This is a genomic window from Halopseudomonas pelagia (assembly GCF_009497895.1).
Classification (GTDB): Bacteria; Pseudomonadota; Gammaproteobacteria; order Pseudomonadales; family Pseudomonadaceae; genus Halopseudomonas; species Halopseudomonas pelagia_A.
In genome coordinates, this window is the sequence record NZ_CP033116.1 from 1700678 (window position 1) to 1719760 (window position 19083).

Genomic DNA, 19083 nt, shown 5'->3' on the forward strand with positions numbered 1-19083 from the left:
AGCCGTGCAGAAAGCGGCTGGGTCTGCCCCATTTTTGAACCCTCTCGCCCCGTTGTGGGTAGCTGCTGCGCCGAGATAGCGCAGTTTTCTGTGCCGGACCGTCAAATCTGTAACGAATATGTCGCAATGCTAAACGTTTTGACCGTGAAAGATTCTTTACTGTGAACTTAACTGTACTGGTACAGCCCTTGCAGTAATTGTCGGGACTGAGATTGGCACTCGCCAATAGTCTCAAGCCGGCTTTTTCAAGGCGATTTCCGTTCCAGTATCACAGCATTGCTGTCATGGTGGAGCGCCTGCGTTTTCCGATGCAGGTAGCGGAGAAGAGACTCCTCAACAAATAATAGAAGAATGGGAGATTTTGCATGAATATGGTGAAAACCACTCTGGCAGTATTCGCAACAGCTGCCGCGCTAGGCGTCAGCAGCATTGCCCACGCGGGCACTACGCTGGACGAGATTCAGAAGAAAGGTTTTGTGCAATGCGGTATCAGTGATGGTTTGCCAGGCTTCTCCTATGCCGACGAAAAAGGTAACTACCTGGGTCTGGATGTGGATGTGTGCCGCGCCGTAGCCGCCGCGCTGTTTGGCGATGCGACCAAAGTCCGCTACAGCCCACTGACCGCCAAGGAGCGTTTCACCGCGCTGCAGTCTGGCGAAGTGGACGTGCTCTCACGTAACACCACTTGGACCAGTTCGCGCGATGCGGGCCTGGGCCTGAACTTCACCGGTGTAAACTACTACGACGGTCAGGGCTTTCTGGTGAACAAGAAGCTTGAGGTCAAGAGTGCCAAGCAACTGGACGGTGCGACGGTTTGTATTCAGGCCGGTACTACTACCGAGTTGAATGCTGCTGACTATTTCCGTGCTAACGGCATGAGCTTCACACCGATCACCTATGACACGTCCGACGAAAGCGCCAAGTCTTTGGAATCAGGCCGCTGCGACGTCCTCACCTCTGACCAGTCGCAGCTGTATGCACAGCGCATCAAGCTTGGCTCGCCAGACGATTACGTGGTTCTGCCTGAAGTGATTTCCAAGGAGCCGCTGGGCCCGGTAGTGCGTCAGGGTGACGACGAGTGGTTCAACATCGTCAAGTGGTCACTGTTCGCCATGCTGAACGCCGAGGAGCTCGGAGTGACTTCGGAGAACGTTGATGAAATGGCCAAATCCAAAGCAAATCCGGATATTTCCCGTCTGCTGGGTGGCGAAGGTGAGTACGGCAAGGAATTGAAATTGCCTAAGGACTGGGCTTACCAGATCATCAAACAAGTCGGTAACTACGGAGAGAGCTTCGAGCGCAATGTTGGCGCTGGCAGCGAACTGAAAATCGAACGTGGTCTTAACGCCCTTTGGAACCAAGGTGGGGTCCAGTACGCACCGCCGGTGCGCTGATCCGATCAGAACGGCAGTCCATCCCGGGACTGCCGTCGGTGTTCCTATGATGTGAACCTCATGCCCGCCTGTGCGGGCGTGAGTGTTCTATGAGGGCTTCTATGCAAACTGCTACAAAAGTACCTCGCCCGCAGGGTTCGGTCTGGACCGATCCCAAGGCGCGCGCGTGGATGTTCCAGCTGTTGGCCATTGTATTGGTGGTGGCGATGGGCTGGTTTCTGTACGACAACACCATGACCAATCTGGAAAAGCGCGGCATCACCACCGGCTTTGCTTTTCTCAATAATACTGCCGGGTTCGGGATTGCTCAGCATCTGATTGAATACACCGAGAGTGACAGCTACGGCCGCGTATTTCTGATCGGCTTGCTCAACACTCTGCTGGTATCGGTGATTGGCATCGTCATGGCGACGCTGATGGGCTTCCTGCTTGGCGTGGCACGGCTTTCGCCCAATTGGTTGATGCGGCAACTGGCTACTGTCTATATCGAGATCTTTCGCAATATCCCGCCGCTGCTGCAGATCCTCTTCTGGTATTTCGCGGTGATGCTCAGCTTGCCTGGGCCACGTCAGAGCTTGAGCGTGCTGGATGCTTTCTTTATCAACAGCCGGGGCCTGTATATGCCTTCGCCGATGCTGTCCGACACCTTCGGACTGTTTATGGCTGCGTTGTTGCTGTCGGTGGTTGCCATTGTCTTTCTGGCCCGCTGGGCGAAAGCTCGGCGTGAAGCGAGCGGTAAGATATTTCCGGTGTCTCTTGGTGCTGTCGGTATTCTCCTGGTCATCCCGGGACTGGCAGTCATGGTCGCCGGGTCGCCAGTGGTGTGGTCGGTGCCAGAGCTGACCGGCTTCAACTTTCGCAATGGCTGGGTGATGATCCCCGAGTTGATTGCGCTGACGTTGGCGCTGACCATGTACACCGCCGCATTTATTGCAGAGATCGTCCGCTCGGGTATTCAGTCGGTCAGTCACGGCCAAACCGAGGCGGCCTATTCACTCGGCCTGCCAGCCGGGCGGACTTTGCGGCTGGTCATCATTCCGCAAGCGCTGCGCGTGATCATCCCTCCGCTGACCAGCCAGTATCTGAATCTGGCGAAGAACTCCTCGCTTGCGGCCGCCATCGGTTACCCCGAGATGGTTTCCCTGTTTGCCGGCACGGTACTGAATCAGACCGGACAGGCTATTGAGGTAATCGCGATCACCATGAGCGTTTATCTGGCCATCAGTATCAGCATTTCGATGTTGATGAACTGGTACAACAAGCGCATTGCGCTGATCGAGCGATAGGAACAGCCATGCAAACACACACTTTCAAACCGGACATGCCGCCGCCGCGACAGGCAATTGGCTTTCTCGCCTGGTTGCGAGCGAATCTGTTCTCATCCTGGTTCAACAGCCTTCTGACGCTGTTTTCAATTTATCTGATCTGGCTGATGGTGCCGCCCATCATTCAGTGGGCCTTTGTCCAGGCCGACTGGGTAGGAGAAACGCGTGCCGATTGCACCAGTGGAGGGGCCTGCTGGGTATTTATTCAGCAGCGTTTCGGGCAATTCATGTATGGGTTTTACCCGACGGAACTGCGCTGGCGAGTCGATCTCACCGCGATTTTGGCAATAGTCGGTGCGGCGCCGCTGTTTGTATCGGCGATGCCGCGCAAAGGGCTGTATGGAATCGCCTTTCTGGTGATCTATCCAATTATTGCCTACTGCCTGCTCAGCGGTGGTGTTTTCGGCCTGGAACACGTGCGTACCAGCCGCTGGGGCGGTTTGATGCTGACGTTGGTCATTGCTGCAGTGGGCATTGCCGGTGCGTTGCCACTGGGCATCTTGCTGGCACTCGGCCGACGCTCGGACATGCCCGCGATACGCGTTATCTGCGTGACCTTTATCGAGTTCTGGCGCGGGGTGCCGTTGATTACGGTGCTGTTCATGTCGTCAGTCATGCTGCCGTTGTTTCTGCCCGAAGGCATGAGCTTCGACAAGCTGATGCGCGCCTTGATCGGCGTGATTCTGTTCCAGTCAGCCTATGTGGCTGAGGTGGTCCGCGGTGGCCTGCAGGCGATCCCCAAAGGTCAGTATGAAGCGGCCGAGGCAATGGGCTTGGGATATTGGCGGGTAATGGGCCTGGTGATACTGCCGCAGGCGTTGAAAATGGTCATCCCCGGTATCGTCAATACCTTCATCTCGCTGTTCAAGGATACCAGTCTGGTCATCATCATCGGGCTGTTCGATTTGCTTAACAGCATCAAGCAGGCCACCACCGATCCCGCCTGGCTGGGTATGGCCACCGAGGGCTATGTATTTGCCGCGCTGGTTTTCTGGATTTTCTGTTTCGGCATGTCCCGCTACTCCATTCATCTGGAGCACAAGCTGGACACCGGCCACAAGCATTAGGAGTACGAGAAATGACTGATACAGCGAATGATTTGACAGTGAAGCCGGCCGACAGCGCCGGCATGATCCAGATGCAGGCAGTGCATAAATGGTATGGCCAGTTTCATGTACTCAAGGATATCAATCTGGACGTTCAGCAGGGTGAGCGCATTGTGCTCTGCGGTCCGTCCGGCTCGGGTAAATCGACCACCATCCGTTGCATCAACCGGCTGGAAGAGCATCAACAGGGACGTATTATCGTTGATGGCACCGAGTTGACCCACGATCTCAAGCATATTGAAGCAGTACGCCGAGAAGTCGGCATGGTGTTCCAGCACTTCAACCTGTTCCCGCATCTGTCGGTATTGCAGAACTGCACCTTGTCGCCGATGTGGGTACGCAAGATGCCCAAGCGTCAGGCCGAAGAGCTGGCGATGCATTTTCTCGAGCGGGTGAGGATTCCCGAGCAGGCCTTGAAGTACCCGGGCCAGTTGTCCGGCGGCCAGCAACAGCGCGTGGCGATCGCCCGCGCCCTGTGCATGCAGCCGAAGATCATGCTGTTCGACGAGCCAACATCTGCGCTGGACCCGGAAATGGTCAAGGAAGTGCTGGATACCATGATCGGCCTCGCCGAGGATGGCATGACCATGTTGTGCGTGACCCACGAAATGGGTTTTGCCCGCACGGTAGCGAACCGGGTGATCTTTATGGACAAGGGCGAGATCGTGGAAGAGGCAGAGCCCGAGAAGTTCTTCAACCATCCTGAGAACGAGCGCACCAAGTTGTTTCTTAGTCAGATTATTCATTAACCCCTGGCGCAGCGATCAGCTCTCAGGGCTGGTCGCTGCATTGCGTTGGTCGCGCTGCAGATTAACGCAGGGCGATCACTCAAGGCGCAGTTTCATCTCCATCAATGAACTGCTGAACCCTGCTTTTTCATATGCGCGAACAGCCGCAGAGTTGCCCGCATAAACATCCAGATAGCAGTGCGTGGCCTGCTTTTCTCTACTCCAGGCCATTAGCCGGGCAATGATCGCCCGATTGACACCCTGACCGCGATACGCCGGTTTCACGTACATAAATCCAAGATAGCTGTGAAAATCATGGTGCAGATGCGGCTTGGATCCGCGCAGCTGCGCGTAGCCGCTGCCCACGAGTACGCCGTTCTGTTCCGCCACCAGCAACAAAGACTGCTCATCGGCTATCAACTGATTCAGGTCGTAGTAACGGGCCTGATTGCGAATATCTGCGTTATAGGGCCGTTCCGCTTCAATTACGCCTTGTTCAAACTGCAGCAGCTGGGGCAGGTCGGTGGGTTGCGCGGGTCTGATGTTCATACGTCTCCTGTGCGTGGGCTAGGTCTATCTGGATATTAGGCGGGTAAGCGGGGAGGTAACAGGTACAGTTATCCAGGTGTTTCAAATGGGCTTCGGCAAGCCTGAAAATGAACAGAGTCTGCATGATCCGAGTGGGTTATATAACGAGTACGGGGCAACGTTAAGGAAGGTTCTGTTGCGATGGCTTTGGGCTATACTTGGCTCACACTGATCGCGTCTCTCAACCTCTGGGCGACATCACCAGGCCGCTAGATCGGTCTTAGCATGGAATTGCTGCATGGCACAGGGACGAAAAACTGAGACCGGGTTGGAGCCAGTGGGGCGGCGAAAGCATTCGCGGCCGCAGTTCTGGCAGCTCGCCAGACGTTGCTGCCAGTTGGCTGCCAGTGTCGACGTAGCATTCTTCTTTTTATTTCATCTGCTTGGCTCGCCCATTTTGGCATGGATCAACATTGCCAGCGTTAGCCTGTACCTTGCGGCATTTCATCTGCTGAGTACCCGACGTAACGGGCTTGCCATCGCGCTTATCTGGACTGAAGTGATAATACACGCGGCCCTGGGCACCTTGCTTATCGGCTGGGACAGCGGTTTCCACTACTTTCTGTTGATGTTCATCCCCGCGCTTTTTGCCGGGATGACCACTACTCGTGCATGGATAGCCGTAGCAGGTCTATGGGCATTCTACGTTTCGCTGTACGCAATGATGTGGTTTGTAGAGCCGCTGCAGCCGATCTCGTCGAACGCCTTGTTGGGTGTGTTTTTGTTCAATCTGACCGTTGTGTTCTGCATGTTCAGCTATCTTTCGCTGTTCTACGTCAATACCGTCAGCAGCGCCCAGCGTAAGTTGCAGTTCATGGCGACTACCGATCCCTTGACACGACTCTTCAACCGTCGGCATATGATCGAGTTGGCGGAAAAGGAAATTGCTCGCTGTGAGCGTCATCCGCTGCAATTAACCTTCCTATTATTGGATATCGACCACTTCAAGCAATTCAATGATCGTTACGGGCATGACATGGGCGATCGCGTGCTGCAACGGATGAGCGCTTTATTGACATCCGTGTTGCGCACTCAGGACTCGCTCGGGCGCTGGGGCGGAGAGGAATTTCTGACGTTGCTGCCGGACACCGATGGTGAGCAGGCACTGCTGATCGCCGAGCGCATGCGCGCTACTGTGGAGCAGGATCAGTGGGAGTGCGAAGGGTTCGCGCTGTCCGTCACGCTCAGCATCGGTGTTAGCGAATACCGCCTCGGAGAAGATCTCAGCGTGGCCATTGCCCGCGCAGATCGAGCGCTTTACCAAGGCAAGGAGGGTGGGCGCAATCGGGTGGAGCTGGAGCTTGCCGAACTCTGAGCGCGGAGTGAGCAGAGGTGCGCTGGTGCTCCCCAAATTAAACTATGAGGACTTTCAAACGCTCTTGCGTTGGCCCAGGCCGTGAGACTGTTGGCAAGCGAACTCTGTGAGGAGGCAGGTGCCGAGCCGCTAGGATCAGGAGAGCCACTCAGCCATCGCGTTGCCAATTTCAAAAGTTAAGCAGGTCAGTCTGGAAGGTCTTTTGCACATGGGCAATGTCATAGGTTTTCACAATCTTGTGGTTGCTTAATGAACTGCACAGGGTAAATTCAGCATTTGCTGCACGGAAAAGAACTGAACCTATTGGCAGCCAGGAGTTAAGCATGCATGTGATTAACAAGAATGTACTGGGTACGCCGCTTGAGCCATGCGGTCTTGAGATTCGATCAGGCTTTTATCGTGATGGTTACTGCCGGACGGGCGATCTGGACCTCGGTAAACACGTCGTTTGTGCGGTGTTGACCAAGGGATTTCTGGTGTACAGCTTGACCCGTGGAAACGATTTGATCACCCCGCGACCAGATTGGGATTTTCCAGGGTTAAAGCCGGGAGACAAGTGGTGCCTGTGTGCTACGCGTTGGAAAGAAGCGTTTGAGGCGGGGTGCGCCCCACCGGTGATTTTGGAAAGTTGCCATGAATCGGTGACTGACATTATTGATCTGGATGTATTGAAGGCGCATGTGTGAAGCCAGCCGGGTAGAAGGCGGGGAAGCTGGCTGGCATTGTGTATTTGCCGTGACGCTGGTGGTATCATCGGCGCCGGTTCAGATGTCCAAAGAGTTGCTATCTCTGCGGTCTTCACGCAGGTAGCCAGCGTCGCTTTTTGCTGTGTCCCCCCGATAAAACCAATAATCCAATGATGAATAACCTCCTGCCATTATGTCAGTCGGTGTCATCTGCTATTTCTATTGTTGTTCTAATATGACCAACAGTAATGTCACCCTTTATTTATGTAATTTGATTTGATGCCGGAGTTTTAATGCCCAGAAGTCTTACTGCCTTTTCTTCGTTGTATTTCGCCACCTTGTTAATGCTGCTGGGTAGTGGCTTGCTCAGCACCTATCTCGGGCTGCGCCTCTCCGCAGATGGCACCAGCGAAATATGGATCGGCTTGTTAATGACCGGCTATTACGTTGGTCTGGTGATGGGCGCTTCCATTGGTCACCGGCTCATAGCCCGTGTAGGTCATATCCGCGCCTTTGTGGCCAGTGCCGGGGTAGTCACCGCTTCCGTTCTTGGCCATGCCATGACCTCAAGCGTCGAGGTATGGCTGGTCCTGCGGTTGCTGGTGGGTATGGCGATGATGTGCCAGTACATGGTGCTCGAGAGTTGGCTCAACGAACAGGCCGAATCGCATCAGCGCGGGATGGTTTTTGCCAGTTACATGGGTGTGACCTTTTTGGGGCTTGCGATGGGGCAAGTGGTACTGACCGCCATGCCGGATCTGGATATCCGCCATCTGCTGATCGTCTCCATGTGTTTTTCTCTCTGCCTGGTGCCGGTAGCGGTAACCAACCGTATCCACCCGGCACCGCTGCACCCGGCTCCGATGAAAATCCGTTTGTTTATCGAACGTATCCCGTTGGCGCTGACTACAGTGGGCGTGTCGGGTTTGCTGCTGGGGTCGTTTTATGGTCTGGCGCCCATATTTGCCTCGGTGAGCGGGCTGGCGACCTCGGATATCGGTATTTTCATGGCGGTGACCATTGGCGCGGGTCTGGTCGCCCAGTGGCCAGTAGGTTGGTTGTCTGACCGGTTGGATCGTAGTCGGATGATCCAGGTCAATGCCATCGTGTTGACGGGCGTGGTGTTGCTGATCGCGCTGGCGGACATGTCGCCCCTCGGCTTGATGGCGCTGACTTCGCTGTTTGGCGTGTTGGCATTTACCTTGTATCCGCTGGCAGTGGCTTTGGCAAACGACCATGTCGAGCCCGACGACCGGGTGCCGTTATCAGCTATGCTGCTGGTGACTTTCGGTCTGGGAGCCAGTGTCGGGCCGCTGCTCGGCTCGGTATTGATGAAAGCCATGGGCGCTCACATGCTGTATGTGTTTATGGCCTGCTGCACCCTGATTCTGGTCCTGCGTGTGCGGCCAGAGGCGGTCAGTGGGGAACACCTTGTGCCAGACGCGCCGATACACTTTATGCCCGCCGCGGGTAATCTGGTCAGCTCGTCGCTGGCTGCGGCAATGGACCCGCGGGTAGATGAACATATGGTGGAAGAGCAGATGCGCGATGATGGTCACGTCAAGGCGTCCGAGCGCGATGAAGATCAGGACGACCACCGGCCAGGCTGATTCGGCTAGCATTACCTCGGTAGAGCTGCGCTAGGTTGCGAGCGCAGCTCAGAATAGATCGTCTTTCTCCAAACGTCGGGCTTCGCGTTGGAGGAAGTTGACGAACCGGTCGATCTGCCGCTGCACGAGCGGGCTGGGTTGTTTGAAGCGCAGACCAATGTGCGTTTCGTCGATCGCGCTTTCATAGTTGGCGTGACGCACTTCCAGGGTCAGGCTGCTCCTGCCGTTGTCCGGCAACTGCAGATAACTGAGCTCGAACTCGTCACCGGGGGGCAACTGATGACTGCAGTCGCCCGCCACCCGTGCTTTGCAGCCGGTAGCGGAAATATCCATGATGCTACCGGTCAGGACTACAGCGCGCTTCGCGTGGACGATGCCGATCCCTACATCCAGGCTACGGCGTACCGCGGCGCGAAAGGCTCCGCGTTTCTGGTGATAGATCATTTCCTGCGGCACTGCCGCAAGGTAGGCGGGTGCGTCGTCAAGCATGACTGTCCGAGCGCCCGGGCACTGCCAACGGATGTGTACACCGTCAATCCAGGTCTCTAACCGGAAGGACTCACCCATGGACGCATACCGGTCTCCTTCACGGGGGATCATTTCATCCAGCCATAGCTGCTTGGAGTCGGTATCGATCTTGACGATAAAACTCTGAAACCGTTGGGTGCGATCAATGAAGGTGATGGTAAGTGGATCGTGGCGCTGCTGAATATTTTTCAGTAACGACAGGATCTCAATGGCGGAGCGCACTTCGCGCGGCGGCTGTGGACCAGCTTCTTGGTTGAATAAGGTGGACACTGACGGCTCTCGGTATCAGAAAATCAGGCGTTTACTATACAGCATGAGAGCCGCGCAGCATCGAAGCTCGGTGCAATGCCAACTTATACCTTGGTCAGGTTACGTGGTGTGCCGCTTCTGCTGGAAAGACCCTGGCTGTCATAAATGTTCTGACTTGACTCGCCCTGATTGCGTAACAGGTCGAGTAGCTGTCCGGTCGCTTGTTGACTGTGCCGAATTAACCGGGCGTTACGTTCGTTAGCCGTTTTACAGCGTTGCAAGGCGTCCTTGAAAGCGTGGTAGGTGCTCAAGAGTGCCGCTGTCTGCGTGGTAGCTAAATGATGCTCAAGGCTCTCGCCCGGCTGGATGCCCATTTGCTGGCAGTAGGTGATGATGGCGCGATCGTGCTCGGCGAGGCTGGTCACCAGCGGCGCTTTCTCGGCCAACAATAACTCTAGGGCAGGCATGTCACGATCGACGAGGGCTTTGTGTTCCTGATCGAGCAACGCAGTAAAGGATTCCGCATCAACTATTGCGGTAGAAAAGAGCGTATTCAAGTGTTCCATCCGGGTTCTCCGCCTCGAGTGTCAGCAAAGCTTCTGGATGGTACTCCGGATTATTCCTCGAGAGCCAGAAGCTTGTCTGCAATGCGCGCACTGTCGGTCTGGTAGGAGCCGTCACTGATGGCCTGACGAATCTGGGCAACGCGCTCGCTGTCTACTTCAGGCAGATCGCGCAAGCGTTCTTCGATGGCTTGCAACTGTTGGGCCTGGGAACTCAGCTTCACCCCGTTCTCAGCGCTGCCGCCTGGATCGGCAGGGGTCTGCTCCGCAGGGCGTGACGCTTCAGCTGCGTCGCGCTTGCTGTTTGCCGCGGTAGACTGCGCGCTGCGGCTGGCGCTGTTGGAGGTGTTGAAATCGATAACCATTCTGTTTTCCTCAGAATCTGAATGCTTTGCTAGTAGCGTTAACGGCGGCCAGCTTCAGAACTTTAGGATTATTTAACCTGAATTCGCACATATTTTTGCAAAGCTGAAAATGCTTGCGTTGCGTGCGGCCGGAAAGCTTGCCGGGAAGCTTGAAAGTACCGGAGAAGCTGATCATACCTGATCCGTAGTAAATGTCATTCGTCGCATTACATCGCTACCTCAACCTGACCCGGCCCCATCACTCTGGCTTGGACCACGCGGCCTGAGCGGATGTTCCGTACGTTGATTTGGCTGCCGGTATTACCGCTTTCCATTGCTTCGCCCGACATGCGTACAGAAACCTGGGTATTGGCCGCGCTGATAACCACCTTGTCACCCCGTTTGATGACTTCATCCTGCTCCAGCATCTGCGGCGATAGAACCGTATCGGCATTTATCTGACGACGCAGACGCATACCAGCTACCTGCTGAGGGTCGGTCAAATAAGCGTTGCCGAGCAAGCCGACATCACGCTCAAGCATTGCCAGATCCGTTGGTTTGATCAGGCTGTGGCGGCCAAGTGGACGGGTGACTACGAGAACGTCTTGAAACAGGCTGACCTGGGCAGGTACGAATAGCCGCCAACGTACCTCACTCTCGCAACTCAGGCGCACGGTAACCCGACCTACCGGCTCGGCCGGACTCTCCAGGCTGGCAGACAGGGCATTCTCTGGGCACAGCGGCAGGCGCAGGCGCGGGTCGAGACGGTTAACTTGAACGTCATAACGCGCTTCCCGCGCACTGCGATCCAAGTGGGCTTCAACTTCCTGCTCAAGAAAAGTCGTGGTCGCGCCGATAAGCTGGTCTATCAGCGGATTAGCTGAAAGGCCAGCGCAAAAAAATATCGGCAATGCCGCGCACCCTGTTAGAAAACGCATACAATGAACCTTGATGACAAAGGGTTGGCGTATGTCAATAAAACGCCGTTACGTGAGTTACGGTAACCATGCAGCAAGATACGTGCCGCATAACCCGCTATCGATAAGGAGTTGCCCATGGCAGGCGTGATGGATTCGGTCAACCAGCGTACTCAGCTGGTGGGCCAGAACCGCCTTGAGCTTTTGCTGTTCCGGCTTGCCGGAAATCAGCTTTACGGCATCAATGTGTTCAAGGTGAAAGAAGTGCTTCAGTGCCCGAAACTGACGTTGCTGCCAAGGCTTAACCCGGTAGTGCGGGGCGTTGCCCATATTCGTGGCGGCACCTTGCCGATCATTGATCTGAACAAGGCGACCGGCGGCCCGGGTCTGGATGATCTGAGCACGGCGTTTGTCATTATTACCGAATACAACTACCGCGTGCAGGGTTTCCTGGTGCGCTCGGTGGAGCGGATCGTCAATATGAACTGGTCCGATATTCATCCACCGCCACGCGGCACGGGCCGGGACCATTATCTGACCGCGGTAACCCGCGTTGATGAACAGATGGTCGAGATCATCGACGTGGAGAAAATCCTCGCCGAGGTCGTGCCTACGGTGGAAACCATCACCGCCGGCGTGATTGATGAACAGACTCACTCCGAGGCAACCGCGCGCAGGGTGTTGATCGTTGATGATTCTTCGGTCGCACGCAAGCAGGTAGCACGCTGCCTGCAGGAAGTCGGCGTTGAGGTGATCACCATGAATGATGGCCAGCAAGCGCTGAATTATCTTCGCGAGATGGCCGACCAAGGCGACAAGGTGACGGACGAGCTGCTGATGATGGTGTCGGATATCGAGATGCCGGAAATGGATGGCTATACGCTGACGGCCGAGGTAAGAAATGATCCGCGGCTGGTGGGTCTGCACATATTGCTGCACACCTCGTTGTCCGGCGTATTCAACCAGGCGATGGTAAAGAAAGTCGGCGCTGATGACTTCCTGGCCAAGTTCAAGCCTGATGAACTGGCCCAGCGGGTGATTGATCGACTGCATGCGTTGCGCGGATAAACTGATGACTGATGCTGCAATTCAATATGCTGTAATTCAACTGAGAATGGGACGGGCTGTGTGACATCAGCGAACAAGGATTTCCAGGTTTTCCGCGAATTTCTGGAAAAAGCCTGTGGCATTGTGCTCGGAGACAACAAGCAGTATCTGGTCGCCAGCCGCCTTAATCGGTTGTTGGAGCAGCACCAGATAAAAAGCCTGGGTGAGCTTGTTACGCGTATTCAGACCCAACCCAGAGCCGGGTTGCGCGAAGCGGTGGTTGACGCAATGACCACTAATGAAACGCTGTGGTTTCGCGATGTCTACCCATTTGATGTGCTTAAAAATCGGCTGATTCCAGAGTTTATCAAGGAGAACCCCGGACAACGGCTGCGTATGTGGTCGGCAGCCTGCTCCTCGGGGCAGGAGCCTTATTCGTTGAGCATGAGTATCGACGAGTTTGATCGGGCCAACCTGGGTCAGTTACGCGGTGGGGCGCAGATCGTGGCTACCGATCTGTCGGGGGCTATTCTTACCGCTGCCAAGTCGGCTGAGTATGACAGCCTGTCGGTTGCGCGCGGTCTATCGGCTGACCGGCTGGCGCGTTATTTCGATCAGTGGATCCCGGGTCGCTGGACGGTCAAGCAGCCGATCCGCAATCGGGTGGAATTCCGAGCGTTGAATCTACTTGATAGCTACGCGATGCTAGGCAAGTTCGATATCGTCTTCTGCCGCAACGTGTTGATCTATTTTTCCGCTGACCTGAAGAAAGATATTCTCAAACGTATCCATGCGACCTTGAAACCGGGTGGTTATTTGATGCTTGGCGCCTCCGAGGCGCTCAATGGCCTGCCTGAACTCTATCAGATGGTCCAGTGTAGTCCCGGCATCGTTTACCAAGCCAAATAAGTCTCCAGTTTAGATTAATCCCTTCCTCTTATCGTGCCAGGCAGGTTTGACCTGCCTGGGCGGAGTTGGCGACGGCCTCCTCTGCCTAGCCTCGAGCATTTGCCGTTGGGCGGTCATTCTTTGCCGCGCTGCCGGTCTCAAATTCCCAACTATCTGAAATTAAACATGATTTTATATTGGCACGGCACTTGCTATGTCTATTGGCAAGAACACTGTGTGGCTATTTGTTGCCATCCTGAGGAATGCCGGTATGAGTATCAATTTCGATAAAGCTTTGGGAATACATGAGCAGTCACTGCTGTTTCGCGGCCAGCGAGCAGCGGTACTGGCAAACAATATTGCCAACGCCGATACGCCCAATTTCAAAGCCCGCGATCTGGATTTTGCCGCCGTGTTACAGGCTGAGCAGAGCGGCGAGGGTCGCTCTTTCAATGCGACTCAGACCCACTCCCAGCACATGAATGCCGAAAGTCTGATCGATCAGGCTGCCGGCTTGCGTTTTCGCACGCCGCTACAACCAGCGGTCGATGGCAATACCGTCGATAGCCAGGCAGAGCAGGCGCAATATGCGGATAACGCGATTCGGCTGCAGGCCAGCTTTACCTTTCTCAACAGCAAGTTTTCAGGGCTGATGACCGCCCTGCGTGGAGAGTAAACCATGTCTCTAAGTGACGTATTCAATATTGCCGGATCCGGCATGAGCGCCCAGTCTGTGCGACTCAATACGGTAGCCAGCAACATCGCCAACGCCGAGACAGTGTCCAGCAGCGATGGTGAAACCTACCGCGCGCGGCAGCCGGTATTTTCCACGGTGTTCAATGCTCAGTCGGGCATGAGCCAAGGCATGGGTCAGTCACTGTTTGCCGGCGATGATCAGGCGGGGCAGGGCGTGGAAGTGCGCGGCATTGTGCAGTCCGATGCCGAGCTTCAAGCGCGTTACGAGCCAGATCACCCGATGGCCAATGAAGAAGGTTATGTGTATTACCCGAACGTCAACGTAGTTGAGGAAATGGCCAACATGATGTCCGCATCACGTGCCTACCAGACTAACGTCGAAATCATGAATGCAGCCAAGACCATGTTGCAGCGCGTTCTCACCCTGGGTCAGTAACAGGAGCTATCCGACCATGAGTATTGCCAATTCAATCGGTACCGGCGCCAGCGTGCTGGATCAGTACGGCCGGGACGACAGTCGTGAGGTCCAGGGTGACGAGATGGGCAAGGACCAGTTCCTTACGCTGCTGGTCACGCAGCTCAATAACCAGGATCCGCTGGCGCCCCAGGAAAACGGCGAGTTCATTGCCCAACTGGCGCAATTCAGCACGGTGGAGGGTATTGAAACGCTCAATACCTCAATGGAATCTCTGCTCAGCGGCTATCAGTCGTCTCAAGCCCTGCAAGCCTCCTCATTGGTAGGGCGCAAGGTCATCGTGCCCACCGACAAGGCAATGGTTGATACCGCCGAGGGCGTCAAGGGCCAGTTGGCTTTGCCCGAGCCCAGCACGAATGTCTACGTCAACGTACTCGATGATGAGGGCAGCCTGGTGACGCGCATCAATCTCGGCGCTCAGGATACGGGTATGCACGACTTTATCTGGGACGGTACTGACGCTAGCGGCAATATCATGCCGCCCGGGCGTTACAAGTTTGAAGCTCAGGCCAGTATCGATGGTGAGAACAAGCAACTGGCGACGTTGTTGCCGGCCAATGTTGACAGCGTTTCTCTTGGCAATGGCGCTGGTGGGCAGATGACCCTGAACGTTGCCGGCCTTGGCAGCATTAATTTATCCGACGTGTATTCAATCAGTCAGTAACAGCCGTCCAACCGAATCGGCAAGGAGCATTACCATGTCTTTTAATACAGGTTTGAGTGGTATCCGGGCGGCGTCATCCGATCTGAATATCACTGGTAACAATATTGCCAACGCAGGCACGGTTGGTTTCAAAGGTTCGCGGGCCGAGTTTGGCGATGTGTATGCGGCATCGATTCTTGGCACTGGCCGTAATGCCGTTGGTAGCGGTGTGCTACTGAATAATGTGGCGCAGCAGTTTACTCAAGGCAACATCAACTATACCGAAAACAGTCTTGATTTGGCTATCAACGGTAATGGCTTCTTTGTTACCAGCGACGAGGGTGCGCTGAGCTATACCAGAGCTGGATACTTCGGTACTGATCGTGAAGGTTTCCTCACTAATAACAGCGGAGCTCGGTTGCAGGGGTTTGGCGTGAATGCCGCTTCTGGGCAGATAAACCAAGGAGTGCAGACCGATTTGCGAGTAGATACTCGCTCGGCTGATCCGCGAGCGACGTCTGAAATTGATTCGACCATCAATCTGAACTCTTCCAATGTACGTCCAGCTCAGTGGGCGCAGAGTTACGATAATGCTTCCAGCGGCGACCCGGTGTACCAAGATGCGTATGATGAAACCATTTTGGCCAATTCGGCGTTACCGGTTCCACTCCCCGACGCAGAAATCGCTATAATTGCAGACACCGCAGGTCGTCTAGCGGCCGGACGGGCGACCTTCGATCCTACTGACTCGTCAACCTACAACAGCTCCACGTCTGTCAATGTGTTTGATAGCTTGGGTAATCCGCATACGCTGACCAAATATTTTGTAAAGACCGGTGGTAATAATTGGGACATGTATACTCTGATTGACGGTCGTGATGTGGCGACTAACAACCTGCCAAGCCCTGACAAAACCCTTTTTGATCCACAGCCTGTTGAATTGAGTTTTGATGAAAATGGTCGATTGGAAACTCCGCAGCCTCTTGGTACGCCTGGTAAGGCTATCCAAGGTTGGAATCCGGTGGATAGTACCGGCCAGCCGACTGGCGCAGATACAGGCGTCGAGTTTGATATCAATCTCACCGGTACCACGCAGTTTGCATCAAGCTTCGCAGTCACCGCAGTCTCGCAGGACGGCTTTACCACAGGTGAATTGGCAGGGCTGTCTATCGACGAAGAAGGTCTTCTGGTTGCGCGTTATACCAATGGCCAGACTCGGACTCAGGGTCAAGTAGTACTCGCCAATTTTGCTAACCAGCAGGGTCTGACTCCGCTTGGTGACACGGCTTGGGCGCAATCTTCCGCCTCCGGTGAGCCGGTTGTAGGCGCGCCGCAATCAGGTACTTTGGGCGCCATCCAATCGGGCGCGTTGGAGCAGTCCAATGTGGATCTGTCTGAGCAACTGATTAACCTGATTATTGCTCAGCGTAACTATCAGGCTAACGCCAAGACCATTCAGACCGAAGATGCGGTAACCCAGACCATTATCAATCTGCGGTAATCGTCACCGAAGTCTGTCGGAGCAGATAAAGGCGGCAAGACAGCAGGCGAAAGCTTGCCGGTCTTGCCGCTTTTTTCTTGGAAAAATTTCAACCCGTTGATATAGAACGCTTAATTCTGTTCATACGTACATGGCATGAAGTGTGCATTATTCCCTTTGACAACGCCAAAAGCGGCAAATGCTTGGCAGAACGGGAGTAGAGCGTGGACAAATCCTTATTCATTTCCATGAGCGGAGCCAGCCAGAACATGCTGGCGCAACGCGCTCACGCCAATAATCTGGCCAACGTCAGCACCACAGGCTTCCGGCGCGACTTTGAACAAGCCCGGTCGATGCCGGTATACGGTGAAAGCCTGCCCACCCGCGCCTACGCCATGACTGAACGGCCGGGTACAGACATGTCTTCGGGTACCTTGCAGGAGACTGGCCGGGATATGGATCTGGCGGTTGAAGGGGATGGCTGGATTGCGGTTCAGGCGCCGGACGGCACTGAGGCTTATACCCGTGCAGGTAGTCTGAATATTGACGCCTTCGGTTTGCTTCGCACTTCCAGTGGCTTGCCGGTGCTCGGCAACGCCGGCCCCATCGCTTTGCCGCCGGCAGACAAGGTCGAAATTGGTCAGGACGGCACCATCACCATCCGCGCCCTGGGCGAAGCGCCGAATGTGCTGGCGGATGTGGACCGGATCAAGCTGGTCAATCCGGATCCCGCAGCATTGCGTAAGGGCGAGGACGGCCTGATGCGCGTCGAAGGCGCTCTTGAACAACCCGCCGACGGCGCGGTACGCGTCGCCACTGGCTTTCTGGAAAGCAGCAACGTCAATGCGGTCGAGGAAATGACCGCGATGTTGTCACTGGCCCGGCAATTCGAGCTGCACATCAAGATGATGCGCACCGCCGAAGAGAACAGCAGCACGACCAACCGACTTTTGCAGATGAGCTAACGCTAGTTAGTCCTGATCAGGCGCGTCAGTGAACTGACACGCAAGGAGATACACCATGCACGCAGCACTTTGGGTCAGCAAGACCGGGTTGTCCGCCCAGGACACCATGCTCACGACCATTTCCAACAACCTGGCCAACGTGGCGACCACAGGTTTCAAGCGCGATCGGCCAGAGTTTGAGGATCTGTTGTATCAGATCAAACGCCAGCCGGGTGCCCAGAGCACCCAGGACACCCAGCTGCCTTCAGGCTTGCAATTAGGTACCGGTGTGCGCGTGGCCGGCACGCAGAAGATCTTTACCCAGGGTTCGCTGCAAACGACCGAACAGCCACTGGATCTGGCGGTAAACGGACGCGGCTTTTTCCAGATTCTGATGCCCGACGGCAATATCGGCTATACCCGTGACGGTAGCTTTCATCTGGATTCTGATGGTCAGATCGTGACCTCCAGCGGCTTCCCGTTGGAGCCTGGCATTGTGCTGCCGGAAGACACCCAGACCTTCACCGTGGGCGAGGACGGGACCGTCAGCGTCGCGGTATTCGGCGATCCTGCACCGCAGCAGTTGGGTATCGTTCAGACCGCCGATTTCATAAATCCGGCCGGGTTGCAGTCGATCGGTAACAACCTGTTCCTGGAAACCGCCGCCAGCGGCGCGCCGCAGGCCGGCAATCCGGGTCAGAACGGCCTGGGTACGGTGCTGCAGAACACGCTGGAGAATTCCAACGTCAGCGTGGTGGAAGAGCTGGTCAATATGATCACCACCCAGCGCGCCTACGAGATGAATTCCAAGGTTATTTCCACTGCAGATCAAATGCTGCAATACATCAGTCAGAACCTCTGACCGGAGTGATGTGAAATGAAAACGCTGCGTTGCTCTGTGCTGCTTTGCGTTCTGGCGTTGTTGACCGCGTGCGTTCAGGTGCCCCCGCGTCCTGATGACCCGGCTTACGCGCCGGTGTTGCCGCGCACGCCAATTCCGCAGGCATTGAATAATGGTGCTATCTACCAGGCCGGCTTTAACCAGAACCTGTTCGATGACCGCAAGGCTCACCGGGTAGGTGACATCATTACCATCACGTTGCAGGAGCGCATGGCCGCAAGCAAAAGTGCCGACAATGAGATCAGCAAGAACAGCTCTACGCAGATTGCCAACCCGACCCTGTTCGGTAATGTCGTCGGTGCCAAGGGCTTGAGTCTGGGCGTCGACATGGGTGGAGAGCGCAGTTTCGCTGGTGACTCTGAAGCCAACCAGACTAATAGTCTGACTGGTTCGATCACTGTGACCGTGGCCGAAGTATTGCCCAATGGCATCTTGCGCGTTCGCGGCGAGAAGTGGATTACGCTGAATAATGGTAATGAACTGATCCGTATTTCCGGCCTGGTACGCAGCGACGACGTGGCTACCGATAACACCGTTCCATCAACCCGTGTAGCCGATGCACGCATCGCTTATTCGGGTACTGGCGCCTTCGCCAACGCCAGTCAACCTGGCTGGTTGAGTCAGTTCTTTCTTAGCCCCCTTTGGCCCTTCTAGGA

At 55.4% G+C, this 19083-nt stretch carries 22 protein-coding genes; 16 read left to right on the forward strand and 6 right to left on the reverse strand.

Going from position 1 to position 19083, the window contains the following annotated elements:
• Positions 1-365: 365 nt before the first annotated feature.
• From EAO82_RS08080 to EAO82_RS08095, 4 genes are all read left to right on the forward strand, one after another.
• Positions 366-1394 (forward strand): amino acid ABC transporter substrate-binding protein, encoded by a 1029-nt coding sequence (locus tag EAO82_RS08080; protein ID WP_096346144.1) that lies wholly within the window; start codon positions 366-368, stop codon positions 1392-1394.
• A gap of 101 nt (positions 1395-1495) precedes the next feature.
• Positions 1496-2680 carry an amino acid ABC transporter permease gene (locus tag EAO82_RS08085; protein ID WP_096346143.1) on the forward strand — a complete coding sequence of 395 codons (1185 nt, stop codon included), beginning with the start codon at positions 1496-1498 and terminating at the stop codon, positions 2678-2680.
• Between the two features lie 8 nt (positions 2681-2688).
• A complete protein-coding gene (locus EAO82_RS08090) occupies positions 2689-3786 on the forward strand; it encodes an amino acid ABC transporter permease (RefSeq protein WP_096346142.1) in 1098 nt (365 codons plus the stop codon).
• A gap of 11 nt (positions 3787-3797) precedes the next feature.
• Complete coding sequence (locus EAO82_RS08095; protein WP_096346141.1) at positions 3798-4574, forward strand: amino acid ABC transporter ATP-binding protein; 777 nt, start codon at positions 3798-3800, stop codon at positions 4572-4574.
• Positions 4575-4649: 75 nt separating this feature from the next.
• Here EAO82_RS08095 and EAO82_RS08100 read toward each other — a convergent pair whose 3' ends face one another.
• A complete protein-coding gene (locus tag EAO82_RS08100) occupies positions 4650-5102 on the reverse strand; it encodes a GNAT family N-acetyltransferase (RefSeq protein ID WP_096346140.1) in 453 nt (150 codons plus the stop codon).
• 277 nt (positions 5103-5379) lie between these two features.
• Here EAO82_RS08100 and EAO82_RS08105 point away from each other — a divergent pair, with 277 nt between their 5' ends.
• From EAO82_RS08105 to EAO82_RS08115, 3 genes are all read left to right on the forward strand, one after another.
• Positions 5380-6456 carry a GGDEF domain-containing protein gene (locus EAO82_RS08105; protein WP_096346139.1) on the forward strand — a complete coding sequence of 359 codons (1077 nt, stop codon included), beginning with the start codon at positions 5380-5382 and terminating at the stop codon, positions 6454-6456.
• Between the two features lie 323 nt (positions 6457-6779).
• Complete coding sequence (locus EAO82_RS08110; protein ID WP_096346138.1) at positions 6780-7142, forward strand: DUF2237 family protein; 363 nt, start codon at positions 6780-6782, stop codon at positions 7140-7142.
• A 293-nt stretch (positions 7143-7435) separates the two neighbouring features.
• On the forward strand, positions 7436-8752 hold the full coding sequence (locus tag EAO82_RS08115) for an MFS transporter (protein ID WP_096346137.1): 1317 nt from the start codon (positions 7436-7438) through the stop codon (positions 8750-8752).
• Between the two features lie 48 nt (positions 8753-8800).
• Here EAO82_RS08115 and EAO82_RS08120 read toward each other — a convergent pair whose 3' ends face one another.
• The 5 genes from EAO82_RS08120 to flgA all read right to left on the reverse strand — a co-directional run bounded on the left by EAO82_RS08120 (position 8801) and on the right by flgA (position 11374).
• Positions 8801-9550 carry a flagellar brake protein gene (locus EAO82_RS08120; protein WP_096346136.1) on the reverse strand — a complete coding sequence of 250 codons (750 nt, stop codon included), beginning with the start codon at positions 9548-9550 and terminating at the stop codon, positions 8801-8803.
• 83 nt (positions 9551-9633) lie between these two features.
• On the reverse strand, positions 9634-10095 hold the full coding sequence (locus EAO82_RS08125; RefSeq protein ID WP_096346135.1) for a flagella synthesis protein FlgN: 462 nt from the start codon (positions 10093-10095) through the stop codon (positions 9634-9636).
• Positions 10096-10145: 50 nt separating this feature from the next.
• Entirely contained in the window at positions 10146-10457 is a 312-nt protein-coding gene (gene flgM, locus EAO82_RS08130; protein WP_096346134.1) for a flagellar biosynthesis anti-sigma factor FlgM, read from the reverse strand.
• 10 nt (positions 10458-10467) lie between these two features.
• Positions 10468-10632 (reverse strand): hypothetical protein, encoded by a 165-nt coding sequence (locus tag EAO82_RS08135; RefSeq protein ID WP_153274275.1) that lies wholly within the window; start codon positions 10630-10632, stop codon positions 10468-10470.
• 31 nt (positions 10633-10663) lie between these two features.
• Positions 10664-11374, reverse strand: a complete 711-nt coding sequence (flgA, locus tag EAO82_RS08140; RefSeq protein ID WP_096346133.1) for a flagellar basal body P-ring formation chaperone FlgA — start codon at positions 11372-11374, stop codon at positions 10664-10666.
• 117 nt (positions 11375-11491) lie between these two features.
• Between flgA and EAO82_RS08145 the strand changes: the two genes are divergently transcribed.
• From EAO82_RS08145 to flgH, 9 genes are all read left to right on the forward strand, one after another.
• Positions 11492-12421 carry a chemotaxis protein CheV gene (locus EAO82_RS08145; RefSeq protein ID WP_096346132.1) on the forward strand — a complete coding sequence of 310 codons (930 nt, stop codon included), beginning with the start codon at positions 11492-11494 and terminating at the stop codon, positions 12419-12421.
• A gap of 60 nt (positions 12422-12481) precedes the next feature.
• A complete protein-coding gene (locus tag EAO82_RS08150; RefSeq protein ID WP_096346131.1) occupies positions 12482-13309 on the forward strand; it encodes a CheR family methyltransferase in 828 nt (275 codons plus the stop codon).
• A 250-nt stretch (positions 13310-13559) separates the two neighbouring features.
• Positions 13560-13964, forward strand: coding sequence for a flagellar basal body rod protein FlgB (gene flgB / locus EAO82_RS08155; protein WP_096346130.1), 405 nt, complete (start codon positions 13560-13562; stop codon positions 13962-13964).
• Between the two features lie 3 nt (positions 13965-13967).
• Positions 13968-14420, forward strand: a complete 453-nt coding sequence (gene flgC / locus EAO82_RS08160; protein ID WP_096346129.1) for a flagellar basal body rod protein FlgC — start codon at positions 13968-13970, stop codon at positions 14418-14420.
• 16 nt (positions 14421-14436) lie between these two features.
• The gene (flgD, locus tag EAO82_RS08165) at positions 14437-15123 is read left to right on the forward strand and encodes a flagellar hook assembly protein FlgD (protein ID WP_096346128.1); all 687 of its coding nucleotides are present in this window, start codon (positions 14437-14439) and stop codon (positions 15121-15123) included.
• A 34-nt stretch (positions 15124-15157) separates the two neighbouring features.
• Complete coding sequence (locus tag EAO82_RS08170) at positions 15158-16603, forward strand: flagellar hook protein FlgE (protein ID WP_096346127.1); 1446 nt, start codon at positions 15158-15160, stop codon at positions 16601-16603.
• 203 nt (positions 16604-16806) lie between these two features.
• A complete protein-coding gene (flgF, locus tag EAO82_RS08175) occupies positions 16807-17547 on the forward strand; it encodes a flagellar basal-body rod protein FlgF (RefSeq protein ID WP_096346126.1) in 741 nt (246 codons plus the stop codon).
• Positions 17548-17602: 55 nt separating this feature from the next.
• The gene (gene flgG / locus EAO82_RS08180; protein WP_096346125.1) at positions 17603-18388 is read left to right on the forward strand and encodes a flagellar basal-body rod protein FlgG; all 786 of its coding nucleotides are present in this window, start codon (positions 17603-17605) and stop codon (positions 18386-18388) included.
• A gap of 15 nt (positions 18389-18403) precedes the next feature.
• The gene (gene flgH / locus EAO82_RS08185; RefSeq protein ID WP_096346124.1) at positions 18404-19081 is read left to right on the forward strand and encodes a flagellar basal body L-ring protein FlgH; all 678 of its coding nucleotides are present in this window, start codon (positions 18404-18406) and stop codon (positions 19079-19081) included.
• Positions 19082-19083: the final 2 nt, after the last annotated feature.